Origin of the sequence: Streptococcus pyogenes (assembly GCF_002055535.1) — a bacterium.
GTDB classification, from domain to species: Bacteria; Bacillota; Bacilli; order Lactobacillales; family Streptococcaceae; genus Streptococcus; species Streptococcus pyogenes.
The window spans coordinates 1099659-1120815 of record NZ_LN831034.1 but is presented as its reverse complement, the minus strand read 5'-3'; the positions used below and the strand labels follow the sequence as shown (position 1 = coordinate 1120815).

Annotated in this window: 15 protein-coding genes and 1 pseudogene; 10 read left to right on the top strand and 6 right to left on the bottom strand. The window is 36.8% G+C overall.

What is annotated here, in order from left to right:
• Window positions 1–3: 3 nt before the first annotated feature.
• A complete protein-coding gene (locus B6D67_RS06020) occupies window positions 4–987 on the top strand; it encodes an alpha/beta hydrolase (protein WP_002989577.1) in 984 nt (327 codons plus the stop codon).
• 82 nt (window positions 988–1069) lie between these two features.
• Here the strand turns inward: B6D67_RS06020 and B6D67_RS10425 are convergent.
• Window positions 1070–1174, bottom strand: a pseudogene (locus tag B6D67_RS10425) (transposase); the annotation flags it as partial.
• Between the two features lie 427 nt (window positions 1175–1601).
• Here B6D67_RS10425 and B6D67_RS06010 point away from each other — a divergent pair.
• From B6D67_RS06010 to B6D67_RS05985, 6 genes are all read left to right on the top strand, one after another.
• The gene (locus B6D67_RS06010) at window positions 1602–2861 is read left to right on the top strand and encodes an extracellular solute-binding protein (RefSeq protein ID WP_010922390.1); all 1260 of its coding nucleotides are present in this window, start codon (window positions 1602–1604) and stop codon (window positions 2859–2861) included.
• Between the two features lie 165 nt (window positions 2862–3026).
• The gene (locus B6D67_RS06005) at window positions 3027–4730 is read left to right on the top strand and encodes a glycoside hydrolase family 13 protein (RefSeq protein ID WP_029714272.1); all 1704 of its coding nucleotides are present in this window, start codon (window positions 3027–3029) and stop codon (window positions 4728–4730) included.
• Window positions 4731–4755: 25 nt separating this feature from the next.
• On the top strand, window positions 4756–6891 hold the full coding sequence (amyA, locus tag B6D67_RS06000) for an alpha-amylase AmyA (protein WP_010922388.1): 2136 nt from the start codon (window positions 4756–4758) through the stop codon (window positions 6889–6891).
• A gap of 74 nt (window positions 6892–6965) precedes the next feature.
• Window positions 6966–8273, top strand: a complete 1308-nt coding sequence (locus B6D67_RS05995; RefSeq protein WP_010922387.1) for a carbohydrate ABC transporter permease — start codon at window positions 6966–6968, stop codon at window positions 8271–8273.
• Window positions 8270–9130, top strand: a complete 861-nt coding sequence (locus tag B6D67_RS05990; protein WP_010922386.1) for a sugar ABC transporter permease — start codon at window positions 8270–8272, stop codon at window positions 9128–9130. The genes B6D67_RS05995 and B6D67_RS05990 overlap by 4 nt, the downstream gene beginning before the upstream one ends.
• Before the next feature lie 21 nt (window positions 9131–9151).
• On the top strand, window positions 9152–9967 hold the full coding sequence (locus B6D67_RS05985; protein WP_010922385.1) for a DUF1189 domain-containing protein: 816 nt from the start codon (window positions 9152–9154) through the stop codon (window positions 9965–9967).
• A 115-nt stretch (window positions 9968–10082) separates the two neighbouring features.
• On the opposite strand, the gene B6D67_RS05980 is transcribed toward B6D67_RS05985, so the two are convergent.
• From B6D67_RS05980 to B6D67_RS05965, 4 genes are all read right to left on the bottom strand, one after another.
• The gene (locus tag B6D67_RS05980; RefSeq protein WP_024623490.1) at window positions 10083–10880 is read right to left on the bottom strand and encodes a LacI family DNA-binding transcriptional regulator; all 798 of its coding nucleotides are present in this window, start codon (window positions 10878–10880) and stop codon (window positions 10083–10085) included.
• A gap of 157 nt (window positions 10881–11037) precedes the next feature.
• Window positions 11038–11874, bottom strand: a complete 837-nt coding sequence (locus B6D67_RS05975) for a sugar ABC transporter permease (RefSeq protein ID WP_002984240.1) — start codon at window positions 11872–11874, stop codon at window positions 11038–11040.
• Window positions 11874–13235 carry a carbohydrate ABC transporter permease gene (locus B6D67_RS05970; RefSeq protein ID WP_010922383.1) on the bottom strand — a complete coding sequence of 454 codons (1362 nt, stop codon included), beginning with the start codon at window positions 13233–13235 and terminating at the stop codon, window positions 11874–11876. The genes B6D67_RS05975 and B6D67_RS05970 overlap by 1 nt, the downstream gene beginning before the upstream one ends.
• A gap of 273 nt (window positions 13236–13508) precedes the next feature.
• On the bottom strand, window positions 13509–14756 hold the full coding sequence (locus B6D67_RS05965; RefSeq protein ID WP_010922382.1) for an extracellular solute-binding protein: 1248 nt from the start codon (window positions 14754–14756) through the stop codon (window positions 13509–13511).
• Window positions 14757–15001: 245 nt separating this feature from the next.
• Here B6D67_RS05965 and B6D67_RS05960 point away from each other — a divergent pair, with 245 nt between their 5' ends.
• The 3 genes from B6D67_RS05960 (at window position 15002) to glgP (ending at window position 19928) form a co-directional block, all read left to right on the top strand.
• The gene (locus tag B6D67_RS05960) at window positions 15002–16021 is read left to right on the top strand and encodes a LacI family DNA-binding transcriptional regulator (protein WP_002992583.1); all 1020 of its coding nucleotides are present in this window, start codon (window positions 15002–15004) and stop codon (window positions 16019–16021) included.
• A 114-nt stretch (window positions 16022–16135) separates the two neighbouring features.
• Entirely contained in the window at window positions 16136–17629 is a 1494-nt protein-coding gene (gene malQ / locus B6D67_RS05955) for a 4-alpha-glucanotransferase (RefSeq protein WP_002992582.1), read from the top strand.
• Between the two features lie 34 nt (window positions 17630–17663).
• Window positions 17664–19928 carry a glycogen/starch/alpha-glucan family phosphorylase gene (glgP, locus tag B6D67_RS05950; protein ID WP_010922381.1) on the top strand — a complete coding sequence of 755 codons (2265 nt, stop codon included), beginning with the start codon at window positions 17664–17666 and terminating at the stop codon, window positions 19926–19928.
• A 256-nt stretch (window positions 19929–20184) separates the two neighbouring features.
• On the opposite strand, the gene B6D67_RS05945 is transcribed toward glgP, so the two are convergent.
• Window positions 20185–20805, bottom strand: a complete 621-nt coding sequence (locus B6D67_RS05945; RefSeq protein ID WP_002989605.1) for a DUF3862 domain-containing protein — start codon at window positions 20803–20805, stop codon at window positions 20185–20187.
• Window positions 20806–21157 lie beyond the last annotated feature (352 nt).

The following is a 21157-nucleotide window of genomic DNA, read 5'->3' as shown; positions in this document are numbered from 1 at the left end:
TAAGTGGTCATTATTGCTGTGGTGATTTTTTTTGGAGTGATACTAGGTATTTTGATAGTTGAATATGGTCAAAAGCGCTCCTTTTCAAGTTGGTTGGTTGAGAAAATGTTTGCTTATAGAAAGTATAAGTTATCTAAAAAAGTTGATAATTATAAGGGGGTTGAGACGCAGCGTAATCGTAATATCCCTTATCATCTAGATAATCCTGAAGAGATAGTAGGTTTTTCAACTCAAGAATACGATGTGAACGGGATGCAAGTTTTTATCATTAATGATCAAAAGCAAAGTCATCAGCCTGTTATTTATTATCTTTATGGCAGTGTCTATTTACGACGACCCGAAAAACTTCATTTTAAGACGGTTAAGCATCTTATACAGCTGACTAATGCCAAGGTTGTTTTTCCTAACTTTCCTAAAGTACCGTATGCTACTTATCAAGATGTCTATCCTAAATTAGTTGAAGCTTACCAGCAATTTTGCTTGTCTAATGGACCGAGTCAAGTTAGTGTCATTGGTGATTCTTCTGGTGGGGGTATGGCTTTGGCGTTTGCTAAGTATATACGAGATACTAAAACAGCACCCCAGCCAAAGCAATTAATTCTTATATCTCCTTGGTTAGATGTTAGTTTTAAAAATCAAGCCTACAAGGATTTTGAAGCAGAAGAAGCTTACCTAGATGCTCGTCGTCTTCGTGATATAGGTGAACTATGGGCAGGTGGTCAAGGTAATATGCAACTTCCTTATGTCAGTCCTTTGTATGGTGATTATGAGGATTTGCCTGAAATAACGACCTTTGTTGGGACAAAAGAGATTTTTTACCCAGACATTATGTCTTTACATGATCAATTAACAAGACAACGAATTGCTAATCAGCTGATTATTGCAGAAAAAATGATTCATGCGTATGTTATTTTTCCAATAAGAGAAGCTAAGCAAGCTCGAAAACAAATTGCAGAACTAGTGTTGAAAACAGTAGAGCATACCTGAATTACTATTTTGTAATCTAAGACCTAATTGATAATCCCTTGGACACACTCTTCATCAGGATTTCCTATCTACCTTTCTGATAAGTAGTAACGAGCTCAGTAGGAGATTCATCCTTCAAAACATTGTTTAGAGTGATATTTTTGTCTTTAATTCCGATGTGTTGTAAGGTATGATTGATATGTTCCATAAGAGTCTTTCTAATGAGAGTTTGGTTGCTTTTCATTATAAATCTTATGGGACTTTTTTGATATTCAAAAAGCTCTATAATCTCTACAGTGGATTTACCCATTCAAGAGATTATAGAGCTTTTGTTTTATTTACGCTGACGAAATAAAGTTGTAGAAAAAAAGAAAGGACAGACTTGTGTGACAGTAAATGCCTTGTTTTCAATTAGCAGGAAAACTACTGATATGATCTTAAAAGAAAAGAAAAGTAAAAAAGTTATTGACAAATGAAAGCGATTACGATAAACTTAACTTAAACGTTTAAGTTTCGAAACTATTACTGTTATTAATTTTAAATGCCTTATGTTATCTTTTATTTGCTAATATGATGAGAGTAGATAGATGATTTGATTTGTGTTTAAGAAAAAACCATTTCGGGAGGAACATGTTATGTCATGGAATTGGAAAAAAACATCTGTGCTTGGAACTTTATCCTTAGCTTCAGTGCTACCCCTAACTGCTTGCGTAAGTGGTGGTGGTAAAGGCGTTAAGGAAACAGACGGAAAGACTATTGTAGTCTCTGTTGATGAGGGATATGTTGATTACATTAAGAGTATTAAGGGTGAGTTTGAAAAAGAACATAAAGTCACCGTTAAAGTCAAAAAAGAAGGTATGATGGATACTCTTGATAAGCTATCAACGGATGGTCCAACAGGAGCTTCACCAGATGTCTTTTTAGCACCTTTTGACCGTGTAGGTGGCTTAGGAACTGAAGGTCAAATCGCTGAGGTTACTTTAGGAAACAGCAAAGAGTTTGATGATACGGTTAAGAAATTAGTAACCATTGATGGTAAAACTTATGGTGCACCAGACGTAATTGAAACTTTGGTAACTTATTATAATAAGGATTTAGTGCCTCAAGCACCTAAAAGCTTTACTGAATTAGAAGTCTTACAAAAAGATTCTAAGTTTGCTTTTGCCTCTGAACCAGGAAAATCTGTAGGTTTCTTGGCGAAATGGACAGACTTCTATTATGGTTATGGTTTAATTGCCGGTTATGGCGGTTATATCTTTGGTGATAAAGGAACCAAACCAAGTGATTTAGGCCTAGGTAACGACGGAACTGTTGAAGGGTTAAACTACGCGAAACAGTGGTATGGCACTTGGCCTCAAGGAATGCAAGACACTAAAAAAGCTGGTGATTTTATCACTGAACAATTTATTTCTAAAAAAGCTGGTGTCATTATTGATGGTCCATGGGCAGCTAGCTCCTTTAAAGATGCTGGTGTTAACTTTGGGGTAATGGAAATTCCTACTTTGACAAATGGTAAAAAATACCAACCGTTCGCAGGTGGTAAAGCTTGGGTTATTTCAAACTATTCTAAAGGAAAAACGACTGCTCAAAAATTCCTTGATTATGTGACCAATGCTGAAAACCAAAAACGTTTCTATGATAAAACACAAGAAATTCCAGCTAACTTAACAGCACGTAACTATGCTTCTAAAGAGGGTAATGAGTTAACGAAAGCTGTGATTAGTCAGTTTGAGAGCGCACAACCAATGCCAAATATTCCAGAAATGGCTGAAGTTTGGGAACCAGGTGCAAATATGTTCTTTAACGTGGCTTCTGGTAAGGAAGAAGCATCTAAAGCTGCAAAAGAAGCAGCAAAAACTATTAAGGAAGCTATTGAACAAAAATACGCTGAATAAGGCAAAGAAGGGAGGCTGGGATAAAGAAGTACGCCCAGCTTCTATTTCTGTTAGTTTGATGAAGATGAAACAGATACTAAAAATATAGAAGTATGAGTCGCTCTGCTATTTTTTCGTTTTAAAGAAAAAGAAGTAATCGTCAATACTTTATTAATGGAGGTAGAAATGAATGTTGCCGGAATGCTCCATATTCCTGATTCGAGGTATTGCTTTGCCATATCTCAAAAGGAACTTGTCATCCGATTACGCGTGGCCAAAGAAGATAGAGGTATTACTGTTAATTTGGTCCACGGGCCTAAATATGGTTATCATGAATTCCAAGAAGAATTGGAAATGTCAGTTGCCTATACAGACCATACGCATGCTTATTATGAAACTACTTTAACATTAGACGATGTGAGGTTGGCCTACATTTTTAAAATTGAAGAAGAAGGTCAAACCTATTATTTTAGTGAAGATGGGTTAACTACTAGTTACGATTTTTCAAATGGGTTTTATAATTTCTTCCAAATGCCTTATATCAATGCTGTTGATGTTCATCAAGTCATTCCTTGGACAAAAGACGCGGTTTTTTATCAAATCTTTGTTGATCGCTTTAACCGTGGGGATTGGGAAAAAGGTGACAGTTATGTCAACATGGGTTGGTTAGAAAAACCGACTCCTAAAAGTTTTGCTGGTGGAGATTTAAAGGGAATTACAGAAAAATTAGATTACCTCAAAGATTTAGGGATTACTGTCATCTATTTAACGCCAATTTTTCAATCCATTAGTAATCACAAATATGATATTAGTGATTACTACGCTATTGATCCACAATTTGGAACTAAATATGATTTGCAAGAATTGATTGATTTAGCTCACAAAATGGGAATCAAGATTATTCTAGACGCTGTCTTTAACCATGCCAGCAGTGATGCCGTGGAATTTCAGGATGTCTTGAGATACGGTAAAGAGTCTAAGTTTTTTGATTGGTTTATGACTCATGATGAACACCCATCCATGGACCTAGTAAACTATGAAACCTTTGCTGGATGTAACTATATGCCCAAATGGAATACCTCAAATAGAGACGTGCAAGACTATCTGATTGAGATTGGGCGATACTGGATTAAAGAATTTTGTATCGATGGTTGGCGCCTAGATGTTTCTGATGAAGTATCTCATGATTTTTGGCGACGTTTCCGTCAGGTGGTTAAAGCGGAAAAAGCAGATGCCATTTTAATTGGGGAGAACTGGCATGATGCCTATCCTTATTTGGCAGGGGATCAGTATGATGGGATAATGAATTATGCTTTCACCAAAGCCTGTTTGGATTACTTTGCTTTTGAAACCATGACATCAAAACAATTGGCTGAGAAATTAAGCAACATTTTGATGCGAAACACTTGGCAAGTCAATCGCATGAACTTGAATCTTTTGGATTCTCATGATACGCATCGTTTCTTCACTCAAGTTAAGGGTTCCAAAGATAAATTGTTAGCTGCTTTAGCATTGCTCTTTATCTTTATGGGCATTCCTTGCTTGTATTATGGGACAGAAGTGGCAATGGAAGGGGGTTACGACCCTGATTCGCGTCGCGGTTTTCCTTGGGATGATGCTGAGCGGGACAAGGATTTCTTTAGCAAAGTAAAAGCGATTATTGCTCTTCGCCAACAGCCAGCTCTTCAAGAAGGAGCTATTAGCATTGATTATGACGAAGACTGCCTCATTCTGAAACGCAGCTTAGGTGAGCAAAGCATTTCACTTGTTCTTAACAATGGTGAGAGTGCTTATTCTATTAAGGAAGGAGGACAGATTTTGACAAGCAATGGGGTAACTAAAAACAAAAAACAATTACTCCAGGATGGATATATTGTGTTTAGTAACTAAAAGGTTATTTTAAAAGGAAAAAGCGATGAGAGAATTACATATCAAAACTTATAAGTTATTAACGAAAAGTGCTGTTTTACTTGGCTTAATTTCATTTCCACTAACTGTTTCTGCTGCCGATAATGCTTCTGTCACCAACAAAGCAGATTTTTCAACAGATACGATTTATCAGATTGTAACAGATCGTTTTAACGATGGTAATACCTCTAATAATGGTAAGACTGATGTTTTTGATAAAAATGACCTTAAAAAATACCATGGAGGTGATTGGCAAGGAATCATCGCCAAGATTAAGGATGGTTACCTGACAGATATGGGGATTTCTGCCATTTGGATTTCTTCTCCTGTTGAAAATATCGACAGTATTGATCCTTCTAATGGAAGTGCTGCATATCATGGGTATTGGGCTAAGGACTTCTTTAAAACAAACCAGCATTTTGGCACTGAAGCAGACTTTCAACAACTAGTCAAAGTAGCTCATCAACACCATATTAAGGTAGTTATTGATTTTGCTCCTAATCATACGTCTACAGCCGAAAAAGAAGGCACAACTTTCAAAGAAGATGGCGCTTTATATAAAAACGGTAAATTAGTTGGTAAATTTTCAGATGATAAAGACAAGATTTTTAATCATGAATCTTGGACCGATTTTAGTACTTATGAAAATTCTATTTATCATTCAATGTACGGACTAGCTGATTTAAATAACATTAATCCGAAAGTTGACCAGTACATGAAAGAAGCTATTGATAAATGGTTAGACCTGGGTGTTGATGGTATCCGAGTTGACGCTGTTAAACATATGTCACAAGGTTGGCAAAAAAATTGGTTGAGTCATATCTATGAAAAACATAATGTCTTTGTTTTCGGGGAATGGTTCTCGGGACATACCGACGATGATTATGATATGACGACATTTGCTAACAATAGTGGGATGGGGCTTTTAGATTTTAGATTTGCCAATGCTATTAGACAGTTGTATACAGGTTTTTCAACGTTTACCATGCGAGATTTTTACAAGGTTCTTGAAAATAGAGATCAGGTGACTAATGAAGTGACAGACCAGGTGACCTTTATTGATAATCATGATATGGAACGCTTCGCAACAAAAGTGGCTAATAATCAAACTGCTGTTAATCAAGCCTATGCTTTGCTTTTAACATCTAGAGGTGTGCCTAATATTTATTATGGTACAGAGCAGTATGCAACAGGTGATAAAGATCCTAATAATCGTGGTGATATGCCAAGTTTTAATAAAGAGTCACAAGCCTATAAAGTGATTAGTAAGCTAGCTCCTTTAAGAAAACAAAATCAAGCTTTAGCTTATGGAACAACTGAACAACGTTGGATTAGTGATCATGTTTTGGTATTTGAGCGTAAATTTGGTAATCATGTCGCACTAGTGGCTATTAATAGAGATCAAACGAATGGTTATACAATTACTAATGCTAAAACAGCCTTGCCCCAAAATAGCTACAAGGACAAATTAGAAGGTCTTCTTGGCGGTCAAGAATTAATAGTTGGAGCAGATGGCACTATTAGTAGCTTTGAACTTGGAGCGGGGCAAGTCGCTGTATGGACTTATGAAGGAGAGGACAAGACACCACAACTTGGAGATGTCGATGCTTCAGTGGGTATTGCTGGAAATAAGATTACTATTTCAGGTCAAGGTTTTGGTAATTCTAAAGGTCAAGTGACTTTTGGAGAAATCTCTGCTGAGATCCTTTCTTGGTCAGATACCCTTATCACCTTAAAAGTACCGACGGTTCCAGCAAATTATTATAACATTTCAGTGACAACTGCCGATAAGCAAACCAGCAATAGTTACCAAGCCTTTGAAGTATTGACTGATAAACAAATTCCTGTTCGTTTACTCATCAATGATTTTAAGACAGTACCAGGGGAACAACTATATCTCATGGGTGATGTTTTTGAGATGGGGGCAAATGACGCTAAGAATGCTGTTGGTCCTCTATTTAATAACACTCAGACCATTGCCAAGTACCCAAACTGGTTCTTTGATACTCATCTACCAATCAATAAAGAAATAGCAGTCAAACTTGTTAAAAAAGATAGTATTGGGAATGTTTTATGGACAAGTCCTGAGACTTATAGTATAAAGACAGGTCATGAAGCACAAACCATTACTATAAAAAAATAAATTAGTCAGCTTAAAAGGAAGTTAGTATGATAAGGAGGATAACCTTAAATCATTTATGAGAAGAGGAATAAAAAATGGTAGAGAACCAAAGACAACAGAAGCCTAATAAAGCCATGTGGCTATCTGTTATCCCAGGTTTGGGACAACTATACAATAAACAAATCGTTAAAGGGGGAGTCTTATTAGTTGTTTTCTTCCTAGAGCTACTAGAAATTGTAGTTCTAGGAATTCCTGCTTTAACAGGTCTTTACAGTCTTGGAAGTGTTCCAATGCAAGATCACTCCTTATTTATGTTAATTAAGGGGGCCATGCAATTAATTACTCTAGTCTTATTTGGTATTTTTCATTTGGTTGCTATGAGAGATGCTAAATTAGTTGCACATCAAATGAATGAAGGCAAGAAGGTTCCGGTGACGGCTAAAGAGACCCTTGAAGCGATTTATGAAAAAGGATTTCCTTACTTGCTCATCATTCCGGCTTATTTAGCAATGGCTTTCGCTATTATTTTTCCAGTTTTAGTGACCTTGCTGATTGCTTTTACCAATTACGATTTTAGGCATATTCCTCCGTATCGTTTATTGGATTGGGTAGGGTTGAAGAATTTTCTTAATATCTTAGAATTAAGCACCTTCAAAACAGCATTTACATCTGTTTTGTCATGGACGCTGATCTGGACATTAGCAGCGACAAGTCTTCAAATTGTTATTGGAATTGCAACGGCTGTTATTGCTAATCAATCCTTTATCAGAGGAAAACGTCTCTTTGGTGTGATATTCTTGTTACCATGGGCTGTTCCAGCATTTATCTCTATTATGAGTTTTGGTAATTTCTTTAATGATTCCATTGGGGCCATGAATGTTCAGGTTCTTCCTTTCATCGAGAAATTCCTTCCTTTCGTTGACTTCGGAATTGTGTCCTGGAAGACAGACCCCTTCTGGACAAAAGTGGCTGTTATTATGGTGCAAGGTTGGCTAGGATTTCCCTATATCTATATTTTGGTATCAGGTATTTTACAGGCAATTCCAGCTGATTTATACGAAGCAGCAACCGTTGATGGTGCGACAGTCTTACAGAAATTCCGCCATATCACCATGCCAATGATTTTTGCGGTTGCAGCACCAACCTTTATCTCTCAGTACACCTTTAACTTCAATAATTTCTCTATTATTTATCTGTTTAATAATGGGGGCCCTGGTACTGTGGGGGGCGGAGCTGGGACAACTGATATTCTGATTTCTTGGATTTACAAGTTGACCACACAAACCTCGCCTCAGTTTTCGATGGCGTCGGCAGTGACCTTAATCATCTCTGTAATAGTGATTTCGGTATCGTTGATTACCTTTAAGAAATTTAAAGCTTTTGATATGGAGGAGAGATCATGAGAAAGACCTATGTTTCAATATCCATGAAACGCAAACGTTTCTTCACCCAATTATTGACTTATCTCTATCTAATCTCCTTAGTGATCGTGATTTTATTCCCAATACTAGTGACGGTCAGTTCAGCTTTTAGACCAGGAAATACCACAGCCTTTAGTTTTCATTTTGATGGGCCATGGACCTTGTCTAACTTTAAAACACTCTTTCAAGATACCTTATACTTAAGATGGTATTGGAATACCTTGATCGTGGCATTCTTCACCATGCTCATACAAGTAACAGTCATCACTTTGACAGGTTATGCGTATAGCCGTTACAATTTCTTTGGACGCAAAAAAAGTTTAATCTTTTTCCTAGTCGTACAGATGGTTCCTACCATGGCGGCTTTAACGGCTTACTTTGTTATGGCGTGGCTCTTTAATGCCTTAAACCAATACTGGTTCTTGATTTTGATTTACGTCGGTGGTGGTATTCCTATGAATGCCTGGTTGATGAAGGGTTATTTTGACACGGTACCTTATGACTTGGACGAATCTGCTAAGTTAGATGGTTCTGGACACTTTAGGACCTTCTACCAAATTGTCCTTCCTCTTGTGCGACCAATGATTGCAGTACAATCCTTATGGGCTTTTATGGGTCCTTTCGGAGACTTCATGTTGGCTAAATTCCTTTTAAGGGCGCAAGAAAATTATACGGTAGCAGTTGGTCTTCAATCGTTTATTACGAATGATGCTAGAAATCCCAAGGTAACCTTATTTGCTGCGGGAGCTATTCTGATTGCAGTGCCTATTTCAGTTCTCTTTTTCTTCCTACAGAAAAATTTCGTTTCCGGTTTAACAAGTGGTGGTACCAAAGGGTAACCTGACAAGGAGTAATGTTTAATGCCAGATAAAAAACAATTTCCTATTTCTTACATTTCACATTGCCTTTCTCCTAGGGCAATGTTTGCCAGCCGAGCTCAGTTTACTTGGTGGCAAAATCTTCTTATTATTGTTTTTTTGAACGCCTTAATAATGATTCCAGTTACGTTACACTATGCTAACATGACAACGTATCCCTTGGAACGGATTGTAACTAAGAGTTTGTCGCCTATCACAGACAAAACCTATCAAGCATTGACCCAAGGAAAGATTGAGAAAGATACGTTTCAGGGTCAATCTCTGATTCGACGAGATGGTGAATTGGTTTTGGCTGTTTTACCGACAAAGGTCGATTTAGAGCAATTGGCATCAGAATCAACCAGACAAATTATTGTGACAAAAAAAGAATGGCGTTTTGTTACCCCTGATGGCAAGGAACTCCGTGCTCACGTTAGAGGCCAGCAGCAGTCACTCGCTGACCTGACAACAGTTAAAGCAGTGAAGGACTTTGTCAATCAGCAATGGTATGACAGTAATAAAGCCAGTGTACTTGGTTTTCTTTTGCTGACGTTTGTTCTCATGGTGTGTGTGGGTACCCTTATTGTGATTGGTCTAGGCGCTTTCTTTTTGACTCTGACTAAACGATCACGACTATTTATGATTCGAAACTTCTCTGAAGGACTTGGATTGATGGTTAATTGTTTGGCTTGGCCGAGTCTACTGGCGATTGCTCTTAGTTTCTTTATTCAGGATCCAGTACTGATTATGAATTGCCAAGTATTTGGTACCTTATTAATGCTGACCTGGGTGTTCTACAAAACACAGTTTAGAGATTGATGAGACAAGTCAGGCCCTGTTATTAGATTAGACATCAAAAAACCTTGCTTCTTTATCTAAAGAGGCAAGGTTTTGAGTTACAAGGAATTAGTCAAGATAGGTTAATTCTCAGGCGTTACACCAGAAGGTTATGTTTTTTATCAGGCTGGCGTTTTTTGGCCCATTCGATGGCCTCTAAGATAACTTGCCCTTTTTTGGGGGAAAAACGTGGGCAGTAGAGTTTTTGCGAAGAGTTCACAAAGAATTGATCCAAACTCTCATCAATGAGTAAAAGATTTTCCTTTTCAAAGTAGGTTAGCTCTCTTAGGTCGTTTACAATGTGCAAACTTGGAAAGAAGGCAGAAACATGCTCATATCGCTCACGATTAGTGATAGGCAAGGAAAGCAGGGTATAAGGTTCATCCTTAAAAAACTGATTAGCCTGATCTTTGAGAGCAGCATAATCTGTATTAATTTGAAAGAAGAGGGGATCATTAACAAAGCTATCAATGGCAATTAAGGGTTTGAAATTAAGCTTTCCAATTTTGTAAAAGGTATCATTATCAACGTCCAAGGTCAGAATAAGGTCTGCCCAGTCAAATTTTTCAGTGCTATCTTCATTTAGGCAAACCAGCTGATAGTCCTGCTCATGCAATAGGCGGGATAGAAAGCTAATGGTATGCAGTTGTTCAGCCCTAGCTAAAATGCTATCTGCATATTTGTAATACAGGACAACACTGTTTGATTGTTGTGTGACTAATGACCTGGCTGCCTGATTAGGTGTATAGTTAAGAAGGTTACTAATATGTAGCACTTTATTGCGGGTTTCTTCGCTGATTTTTTGATCATTGCGCTGGTTTAACACGTAAGATACGGTCGCCACAGAAACCCCGGCTTCTCGTGCAATATCTTTAATGGTAATTTTAGATGTCATCATTTTGTTATATCCGAATTCATGGTAAAAGTCAAGGAATCATTAATACATTTGGCTGATCTGAAGATAAATGTGAGGACTAATATGATTATCTACGGCCTTATTTATCAAAAACCTCCTAAAGGGCTTGCCCTTAGAAGGTTTGGTATGTTGTAACTTATTTAACAGAACCACCTGTGATGCCTTCAACATAGTATTTTTGCATAAACATGAAGAGGAGAGTGATTGGGACGGCAATTAAGACAGAACCAGCAGTGAAGGCCATAAACCAGTTGTTAATGGTATCTGGCTGAAGCATTGAAAATAGTCCAATAGCAACGGTATATTTACTTGTAGCATCACCTAAAATAACTTGTGCAAAGATAAAGTCAATCCAAGGCCCCATAAAAGCAAGAAGGGCAGTATAGACAATGATTGGTTTTGCTAAAGGAAGGGTTATTTTAAAGAAAATATCCATACGAGTAGCGCCATCAATCATAGCTGATTCATCAAGTGAATAAGGAATGGTATCAAAAAATCCTTTTGCAATGTAAAAACCAAGGGCTGCACCTGAGGAATAAACAAGGACAAGTGCTGTTAGGGTTTGCGTCAAACCTAAGGCCTTTAAGATATAGTAGATGGCAATCATGCTCATGAAACCAGGGAACATATTTAAAATAAGGGCTAGTTTTAAAAAGCCATTGCGAAACTTAAACTTAATTCGGCTAAGAGAGTAGGCTATGGCAACAGTTATGAAGGTTGAAATAATACATGTAAAAGTGGCTACAATAAGAGTATTCATAAACCATTTTCCAAAAGGAAAGGTTTCATTAGTAAAAAGATTAATGTAGTGATTTAATGTAAAAGTCTTAGGAATAAAATAATTGACGTAAGCAGTTCCTTCGCTACGGAAGCTAGTAAGAATAACCCAAGCGATTGGGAAGAGCCAAATGATTGAGAGGATGATTAAAGTAGCATAAACAAGTCCAAGTTGAAATCGACGTTTGTTTTTCATTATTTAGCCGCTCCTTCCTTGTAGGATGCTGTCCTTGTATAAGCAAGTAAGCTAAAGATAGCTGAAACTGTAAAGATTAAGATACCGATAACAGAAGCTAAATTGTAGTCAGCAGCTGTGACGGTTAATTTATAAAGCCAAGTGACCAGCAAGTCTGTTGTTCCTGCCTGATAGTATTCTGAATTTGTTGGACCACCACCAGTAAGGAGGTAAATGACGTTAAAGTTATTGATATTTCCGATAAATTGTTGAATCAAGTTTGGTGTCATGATCAAGAGAATTTGAGGGAACGTGATAGACTTGAAGACTTGGAATTTGCTAGCGCCATCAATTTCAGCAGCCTCAATTTGTTCACTTGGAAGGTTCATGATAATACCAGTCGCAATCAGCATGGTAAATGGAATACCGATCCACATGTTGACAAAAATGATTGAGAATTTTGCCCAAAGAGGATCAGATAAAAATGGCAGTGAGCCATTAATCAAGCCGATTTTATTGAGAAGAGCATTTAGTGGGCCTTCGTCATTGAGTAAGTTCCGCATAATCAATAATGAGATGAATTGTGGAACTGCAATGGTGATAACAAAGATGGTTCGCCACATTTTTTTCCACTTTAATCCTTTGGTATTGATTAACAAAGCAAGAATAATACCAAAGAAGAAATTAGTTACTGTGGCAAAAACAGCCCAAATCAAAGTCCATGAGAAGATAGGAAAAAAGGTTCCTGCCATACGGCCGCTTAAAACATTTCCAAAGTTAGCAAGTCCCACCCAATCAAATAAAGATTTTGGAGGCAAGTGATTATGATCAAAATTGGTAAAGGCCAAACAGATCATGTAAATCAAAGGAAGAATGGTGAATAAAAGCACACCAATCAGTGGGATAGCCATTAAAGTCATATGAAAGCGACCATTTGTAAGTGTGGCAAGATCTTCTTTGAAGCTTGGTATCTTCTGACCTTTTTGTTTGAAAAGATAAAGGTTACGAGCACTTTTGAGATTACACCAGTAAATGTAAGCAAAGACTAGGCAGAAAATGAGTGATGCTAAACCAAAAATAAGCATTAACATAGAGTTATCGCCATCAACAGCAACTTGGATGTTAATCCCATCAATAGTTTTTGTAGTCATTCCCTGAGTTTGAGTACCAAGAGTGACAAGGCCACGGATAGCAGGGATGATTTGGGAGACAAAAGCTACTAGAAAGATAAGTTCACTTATTAAAAATAAGATTCCTTTGATAAACTGTTTGTTAGCAAAGTTGGCAAATCCCATGATAATACTCGAAAGTTTAATATCCCAACTGCCTCTTTTTAAGGCTTCTATTACAGATATATTTGGTGTCAAGTTTGACTGAGTCATATAGATTCTCCTTTATTTTAGGATACTAGAGTGGTAGTTCAGATTCAATCTCTTGTTAGGATGAAATAGCTAAGTGTTACGTAAACTTTTAAAGAGTTAAAAATTTAAGTAGCACTAAGCTACTAGTAAAACAAAAACAAGTAAGAGTGAGACTAAGCTTGAATAAAATGTGATGGAGCCTAGTTCCACTCTTCATAAGGTAAGTGGAAAGAACTTTTTAGAAGTACTTACCTTGTGCTTGTTTTAGTATAGCAGTGATGACATGAGATCATATTATTTTGTTGCAGCGATATCTTTGTCGAATTGTTGCAACTTAGTAAGGTAGTCGTTTTCTTTGATTTTACCGTTGAAGGCATCACTAAGAATAGCAGCACTTTCAGTCCAGAATGTGCCCATTTGGCTAAGTTTTGGCATTACGACAGTGTAGTCTGAAGAAGAACCCATAGTGATAACGGTTTTAGCAAGTTCGTTTGATTGAACAGCTTCTGAAGATTGAACTTCTTTGTTGGCTGGGACAATGTTACGAGTTTTGAATTGGTTTTCTTGGCTTTCAGCATTAGTCAAGTAGGATGCCAATTTGTAGCTAGCTGCGATACGTTTTGTATCACCTTTAGCTGGTGCTTGGTTGACTGCGTAAAGTTTTACACCCAAGAATGCTTTTTGTTGAACCGTTTCGCCTCCAATAGTTACTTTTGGATAAATAGCAACACCAAGGTTTTCTTTACCGATAGCTTTTTGAGCAGCTTCATAGTCCCACGGTCCTGATTCAAAGGAAGCTACTGAACCGTCACCAAATTTAGACATAACGTTGTTAGCATCTAAGCTAACAAAACCTTTATTTGAAGCTTGGTCTGCGATCCATTTAAGAACAGCAGCGCCTTTTTCATTGCCCCAGTTAGTACCTTTTACATCTTCACCGTTTTCCCCAAATAAAGTGTTACCAACTGACATGAATAATGGACCAGTAGCGTAAGTGTTAGCTTGTTTAAAGGTACCACCAAAAGTTGCTTTTGTAGTAATTGTATCATATGAAGTAACGTCTTCAGCAGCTAATTTTGATTTATTGTAGAAAAGAACTTGTGATTCAATACCAAATGGGAAAGCATATGTTTTCCCTTTGTACTGTGCACCGACGAGCGCCTGATCAGTAGAAGTAGCAGCAATTTCTTTATTGTACTTTTCTGGAACTTCTTGAATAGTACCAGATTCTACAAGTTGACCAAGTTGATCATGAGGAAGTGAAAAGACATCGGCAGCAGTTGAGGCATCTTTTTTGATTTTTTCTTGTGCTTTTGGATCTTCTGATTCAACCACTTTAACGGTGTAACCAGAATCTTTTTCAAATTTTGCAATGGTATCTGCATATGATTTTTTAGAGCCAGTCGGTACCCAAAGTTTAATAGTCTTTGAGTCAGCGCCAGCTTCCTTTTTATCTTTTGAACCTGATCCACATCCCACTAACAAGGTACTTGCAAGTGTCAAACTTGCTCCGCCGACGATAACTTTTTGCCATGATTTCATAGCTATTTCCTCCTAAGATATATTTCTTACACTTAATATTATGCAACCGCTTGCAGAAAAAGTCAAGCCTTTTTTTAAAAAAAAGGTCGTTTTTTTTAAAAAAATAGTTTAGAGAATTTGAGTTAAAATGACAAGGGAATCTTGATTGAAGTTGATTTTTTGAAAGATAATTGTATAATGGAAACGAAATACATGACAAACCCATGATAAGGTTTATCTTTGGTAAATATAGTAACGAGGTTAATATGGTAACAATAAAAGATGTCGCTCAAAAGGCAGGTGTTAACCCTTCGACGGTGAGTAGGGTATTAAAAGATAATCGATCTATTTCTATGAAGACAAAAGAGAAGGTTAGAAAAGCGATGGCAGATTTGGGATATGTTCCAAATGTCGCAGCACAGATTCTAGCGAGTGGTTTGACACACAATATAGGACTTGTTTTTCCTCCTATTACAACTAGCGATAGATTAAGTGAACCTTTCTTTATGGAAATTTTGTCGACTATTACTAACGAAGCTAAAGAATCTCATTTTACTGTGTCGATTGCTACAGGTATATCTCTTGATGACCTGATAGAGCAAGTGAAACTGATGCATCTTCAAAAACGAGTTGATGGTTTTATTATTCTTTATTCTGATCAAGATGATCCTGTCAAAAAATATTTGATGACAAATAACTTACCATTTGTCATTGTAGGTGCTCCACAAGGTGACACTAATAAAACCACTTATATTGATAATGATAATCAGCTAATGGCTAAAACAGCAGTAGAACACCTTTATCAAAAAGGCCATCACAACATATTATTTATAACAGATGATTTACTATCAGAAGTAACTTCTGAGCGTTATCTTGGCTATTTGAAGGGTTGTTTTAAGCGATCTTTAAAAACAAAGCCAATGCTGTTATTTGATCGTAAGGATCCTGTTAGCGTAGAAATATTGATGGAAACTATATCTTCCTTTAAAGCAACTGCCTTGGTTGTTGTTGGTGATGTTCTGGCTATTCGTATGGTACAGTTATTATCTTTTTATGATATAAAAGTGCCAGATGATATGTCAATTATCACTTTTAATAATTCTAATTACGCTAAATTAATTCACCCTTATTTAACGACATTTGATATAAATGTTGAAAATCTTGGAAAAATGTCTTTTAAGCAATTACTTGATATTATCAATTCCAATGAACAGAATCTTAGTCAGACTATTTTTGTTCCTTTTAGTTTAAAACAAAGAGAAAGCGTCCGTGATATTAGTCATTAAGAACAAAAAAAGTAGCATTTTTAAGGAATGTTACTTTTTTTAGGAAACTGGTTGACTTACGCAAGCGCTTGCGTTATAATCTCATCATGAATAGATTTCACAAGGAGAAAAATCATGAACAAACGTGCAAGCGGTATCTTAATGCATATTAGTTCCCTGCCTGGGAAATTTGGGATAGGCACTTTTGGAAAATCAGCTTTTGAATTTGTTGATTTTCTAGCAGAGACGAAACAAACCTATTGGCAAATTCTGCCTTTAACAACGACGAGTTTTGGAGATTCTCCTTATCAGTCATTTTCAGCTATTGCTGGGAACACACATTTCATTGATTTTGAATTGCTAGTAGATGATGAACTTTTAGAAGCAGCAGATTTGTGTGATATTACATTCGGCACAAATCCTGAAGCAGTAGACTATGCTCAGCTTTTTCAAGTTAGACGTCCACTTTTAGAAAAAGCAGTGAGAGCTTTTGTTGCTGAACAAGAAAATGTGTGTAAATTAGAAGCTTTTGAAACAGCTTCTAGCTGGTTAACTGATTTTGCTGAATTTATGGCTTTAAAAGAATATTTTAACAATAAAGCCTTACAAGATTGGGACGACGAAACTGTCATTAAACGCCAAGAAGACTCACTTAATAATTACCGTGAGTTGCTTGCAAAAAAGATTACCTATCATAAAGTCTGTCAATACTTCTTTTACCAACAATGGTCAGCCTTGAAAACTTACGCTAACCATAAAGGGATAGAAATTATTGGTGATATGCCTATTTATGTTTCTGCGGACAGTGTAGAAGTTTGGACGATGCCTGAGCTATTTAAAGTAGATAGTGATAAAAAGCCATTGTTTATTGCAGGTGTACCAGCAGATGGCTTTAGTGAAGATGGTCAGCTGTGGGGAAATCCAACCTACAATTGGTCTGCTCATGAAAAGTCTAATTTTGCATGGTGGATTTATCGTATTCAAGAAAGTTTCAAACTATATGATCAGCTAAGAATCGATCATTTTAAAGGCTTCTCAGATTTTTGGGAAATTCCTGCTGGTGATAAAACTGCTAGAAATGGCCATTGGGCCTCAGCCCCAGGTATAGCATTATTTTCTGCGGTTCGTGAGGCCTTAGGAGAGCTCCCTATCATCGCAGAAAACCTGGGTTATATTGATGAAAAAGCAGAGCAGCTATTAGCATCAACAGGCTTTCCTGGCATGAAGATATTAGAATTTGGTTTATTTGATATAACGAGTCAAAGTATAGATTTACCACATTACTATGACCGTAATTGTGTCGCTTACACAGGGACTCATGATAACGAGGTGGTTAACGGATGGTATGACAATCTTAGTGAAGAACAAGTACACTTTGTAAATAACTATCTTCACAAACATGCAGATGAAAGTATTACAAAAGCCATGCTAAGAACAATCTTTGCTTCTGTTTGTGATACAGCCATTCTTTGCATCCAAGATTTATTAGATAAAGATGGTAAGAGTCGTATGAATATGCCAAATACAATTGGAGGTAATTGGCAATGGCGTATGCTTGACGGTGAATTGAACCAAGATCACAAAGATTACCTTATTTATTTAACAGATCTTTATGGTCGCGCAAGATAATATTTAAATGTTACATTATTGAAAAGAGGAAGACATGACACGCTTTACAGAATATGTTGAAACTAAACTAGGAAAATCACTTACGCAAGCCAGCAATGAAGAGATTTATCTATCATTATTAAACTTTGTCAAAGAAGAAGCTAGCCACAAGGCTAAAAATTCTGCTAAACGCAAAGTTTACTATATCTCAGCAGAGTTTTTGATTGGTAAATTACTATCAAACAACCTGATTAACCTAGGAATTTACAAGGACATCAAAGAAGAATTGGCAGCTGCTGGCAAGTCTATCGCAGAAGTCGAAGATGTTGAATTAGAACCATCACTAGGTAATGGTGGTTTAGGACGCCTTGCTTCATGTTTTATTGACTCTATTGCATCTCTTGGGATTAATGGTGAAGGGGTTGGTTTAAACTATCATTGTGGGTTGTTTAAGCAAGTCTTCAAACACAATGAGCAAGAAGCTGAGCCAAACTTCTGGATTGAAGATGACTCATGGTTGGTTCCAACAGACATTTCTTACGATGTGCCTTTTAAGAACTTCACCTTGAAATCTCGTCTTGATCGTATTGATGTTTTGGGTTACAAACGCGACACTAAAAACTACCTTAACTTGTTTGATATCGAGGGCGTTGATTACGGGTTAATCAAAGACGGCATTTCTTTTGATAAAACGCAAATTGCTAAAAACTTGACCTTGTTCCTCTACCCAGACGATTCTGACAAAAATGGGGAATTGCTCCGTATTTACCAACAGTACTTTATGGTGTCAAATGCAGCGCAATTAATCATTGATGAAGCTATCGAACGTGGTTCAAACCTTCATGACCTTGCAGACTACGCTTACGTGCAAATTAATGACACGCATCCATCAATGGTCATCCCAGAATTAATTCGTCTCTTGACTGAAAAACATGGCTTTGACTTTGATGAAGCGGTAGCTGTTGTGAAAAATATGGTTGGTTACACTAACCACACTATTCTTGCAGAAGCCCTTGAAAAATGGCCAACTGCTTACTTAAACGAAGTAGTGCCACACTTGGTAACCATCATTGAAAAATTGGATGCTCTTGTTCGTTCAGAAGTGTCTGATCCAGCTGTTCAAATTATTGACGAATCAGGTCGTGTGCACATGGCCCATATGGATATTCATTTTGCAACAAGTGTCAATGGGGTAGCAGCACTCCACACAGAAATCTTGAAAAACAGCGAATTAAAAGCTTTCTATGACCTTTACCCAGAAAAATTCAACAACAAAACCAACGGGATTACTTTCCGTCGTTGGCTAGAATTTGCTAACCAAGACTTGGCTGATTACATTAAAGAACTTATTGGCGATGAGTACTTGACTGACGCAACAAAATTAGAAAAATTGATGGCCTTTGCAGATGACAAAGCTGTTCATGCTAAATTGGCTGAAATCAAATTCAACAACAAATTAGCTCTTAAACGTTACCTTAAAGACAATAAAGACATTGAGCTTGATGAACATTCTATTATTGATACCCAAATCAAACGTTTCCACGAGTACAAACGTCAACAGATGAATGCTCTTTACGTGATTCACAAATATTTGGAAATTAAAAAAGGCAACCTTCCAAAACGTAAAATCACTGTTATCTTTGGAGGTAAAGCAGCGCCTGCTTACATTATTGCGCAAGACATCATTCACTTGATCCTTTGCTTGTCTGAATTGATTAACAATGACCCTGAAGTAAGCCCATACCTTAATGTGCATCTAGTTGAAAATTACAACGTGACAGTAGCAGAGCACTTGATTCCAGCAACTGATATTTCTGAGCAAATTTCACTAGCATCCAAAGAAGCTTCTGGAACTGGTAATATGAAATTCATGCTTAACGGTGCTTTAACACTTGGTACAATGGACGGTGCTAACGTAGAAATCGCTGAGCTTGCAGGCATGGAGAATATCTATACCTTTGGTAAAGATTCTGACACCATCATCAACCTTTATGCGACTGCTTCTTATGTAGCAAAAGATTACTATGATAACCACCCTGCTATTAAAGCAGCAGTGAACTTTATTATCAGTCCAGAATTGCTAGCATTTGGCAACGAAGAACGTCTTGATCGTCTTTATAAAGAATTGATTTCAAAAGACTGGTTCATGACTTTGATTGACCTTGAAGAGTACATTGAAGTGAAAGAAAAAATGTTAGCAGACTATGAAGACCAAGATTTATGGATGACAAAAGTGGTCCATAACATCGCAAAAGCTGGATTCTTCTCATCTGACCGTACCATTGAGCAGTATAACGAAGATATTTGGCATTCACGATAAAAAATAATAATTGCAATGTGGGGTAGCGGTACCGTAACATGCTTAAACTAAATTATAAGACAGTAGTTTCTGCTGTCTTATGATTTTACTTCAGACTTAGGTTAATTATTACATTAAGCGTAAAGCAAGTCTGTTTAGCGATCTATGGAGGTAATTATAAGAAACTACACTAAAGTTTTTTATTAAAATGATATAAAAAGATTGATTTCGATGTACACCGAAATCAATCTTTTTAGCAAAATATATTACTCATTTTTTATTCTTCAAGTCCTACCTGAGACATTTCTGTTAACTGATTATTTTCAAAAACGAGAGAAATATTAGCTCCGCTTGTATCTGTCTTTAAGCCACTAACCCAAATCGCTTGCAAAGTTTGATGATCACTAGATGACGCTTGGCTATAATTATCAGGTTCTGTTAAGATCTTTTTAACGTCTTCATAAGACATTCCTTTTTGTAATTGTTGGTATTCCTTTTGCGATAAGCCTAACTCTCTTGCAAAGGTAAAATTAGAGATGGTTTTAACAATACTACTATTTTGATAAAGATTAACAGTGAGAGTAACTTGATCAAACTGCCAAGTATAAGCGTCGATTGTTACTTCGCCTGCTGTTTTTGGATCATGTTGGCTAGGCTCTCCAAAGAGTGAAATAAGTTCTTCAAGGCTTGTCCCTCCTGTAAATGAGGAATCAACAGTCGCAAGTTTAATTTTTTCAAAGTTAGCGCGTTTATCTTGATGAGCGGCTTGGTGTAGTCGGGGAGTAATGATTTCTGAATCAGACGGTTGAGGCTCTTTATCTTTCGTTGTTGAACAAGCTACCAAAAAGCTAGTAAAAAAAGAGATGAGAAGAAGTGTTAGTAAGTGTTTTTTTGTCATATGTTATTTCCTAAACTATTTTTGCTGTATTATATCATAAATTATAAACAAGATATAGCTATGATTCCCCATAGCGCATGCGCTATGGGGAATTTAGTACTATTTTGATTCTTTTTTTTAGATATTCATGAAAAAAATGGTCAAAAAGATCTGATATGACAAGGTTTTGAGTGGTATTGATGGAGTATCGGTAAGCGTGATGGTATGGCTATAGGGATAACGGAAACTCATGAACAAGACAAAAAGAAAAAACCTTGATGTAACAAGGTTTTAGTAAGTTATGATTACTTACGGTAAGCATTGATGGAGCTGGTGGGAGTTACTTGAATGTTGTTAAATTAACGTTTGTTGA

Coding starts and splice junctions, on each gene's coding strand:
- B6D67_RS06010 (WP_010922390.1), top strand. CDS start 1,602: ATGTCATGGAATTGGAAAAAAACATCTGTGCTTGGAACTTTATCCTTA.
- B6D67_RS06005 (WP_029714272.1), top strand. CDS start 3,027: ATGAATGTTGCCGGAATGCTCCATATTCCTGATTCGAGGTATTGCTTT.
- amyA (WP_010922388.1), top strand. CDS start 4,756: ATGAGAGAATTACATATCAAAACTTATAAGTTATTAACGAAAAGTGCT.
- B6D67_RS05995 (WP_010922387.1), top strand. CDS start 6,966: ATGGTAGAGAACCAAAGACAACAGAAGCCTAATAAAGCCATGTGGCTA.
- B6D67_RS05990 (WP_010922386.1), top strand. CDS start 8,270: ATGAGAAAGACCTATGTTTCAATATCCATGAAACGCAAACGTTTCTTC.
- B6D67_RS05985 (WP_010922385.1), top strand. CDS start 9,152: ATGCCAGATAAAAAACAATTTCCTATTTCTTACATTTCACATTGCCTT.
- B6D67_RS05980 (WP_024623490.1), bottom strand. CDS start 10,880: ATGACATCTAAAATTACCATTAAAGATATTGCACGAGAAGCCGGGGTT.
- B6D67_RS05975 (WP_002984240.1), bottom strand. CDS start 11,874: ATGAAAAACAAACGTCGATTTCAACTTGGACTTGTTTATGCTACTTTA.
- B6D67_RS05970 (WP_010922383.1), bottom strand. CDS start 13,235: ATGACTCAGTCAAACTTGACACCAAATATATCTGTAATAGAAGCCTTA.
- B6D67_RS05965 (WP_010922382.1), bottom strand. CDS start 14,756: ATGAAATCATGGCAAAAAGTTATCGTCGGCGGAGCAAGTTTGACACTT.
- B6D67_RS05960 (WP_002992583.1), top strand. CDS start 15,002: ATGGTAACAATAAAAGATGTCGCTCAAAAGGCAGGTGTTAACCCTTCG.
- malQ (WP_002992582.1), top strand. CDS start 16,136: ATGAACAAACGTGCAAGCGGTATCTTAATGCATATTAGTTCCCTGCCT.
- glgP (WP_010922381.1), top strand. CDS start 17,664: ATGACACGCTTTACAGAATATGTTGAAACTAAACTAGGAAAATCACTT.
- B6D67_RS05945 (WP_002989605.1), bottom strand. CDS start 20,805: ATGACAAAAAAACACTTACTAACACTTCTTCTCATCTCTTTTTTTACT.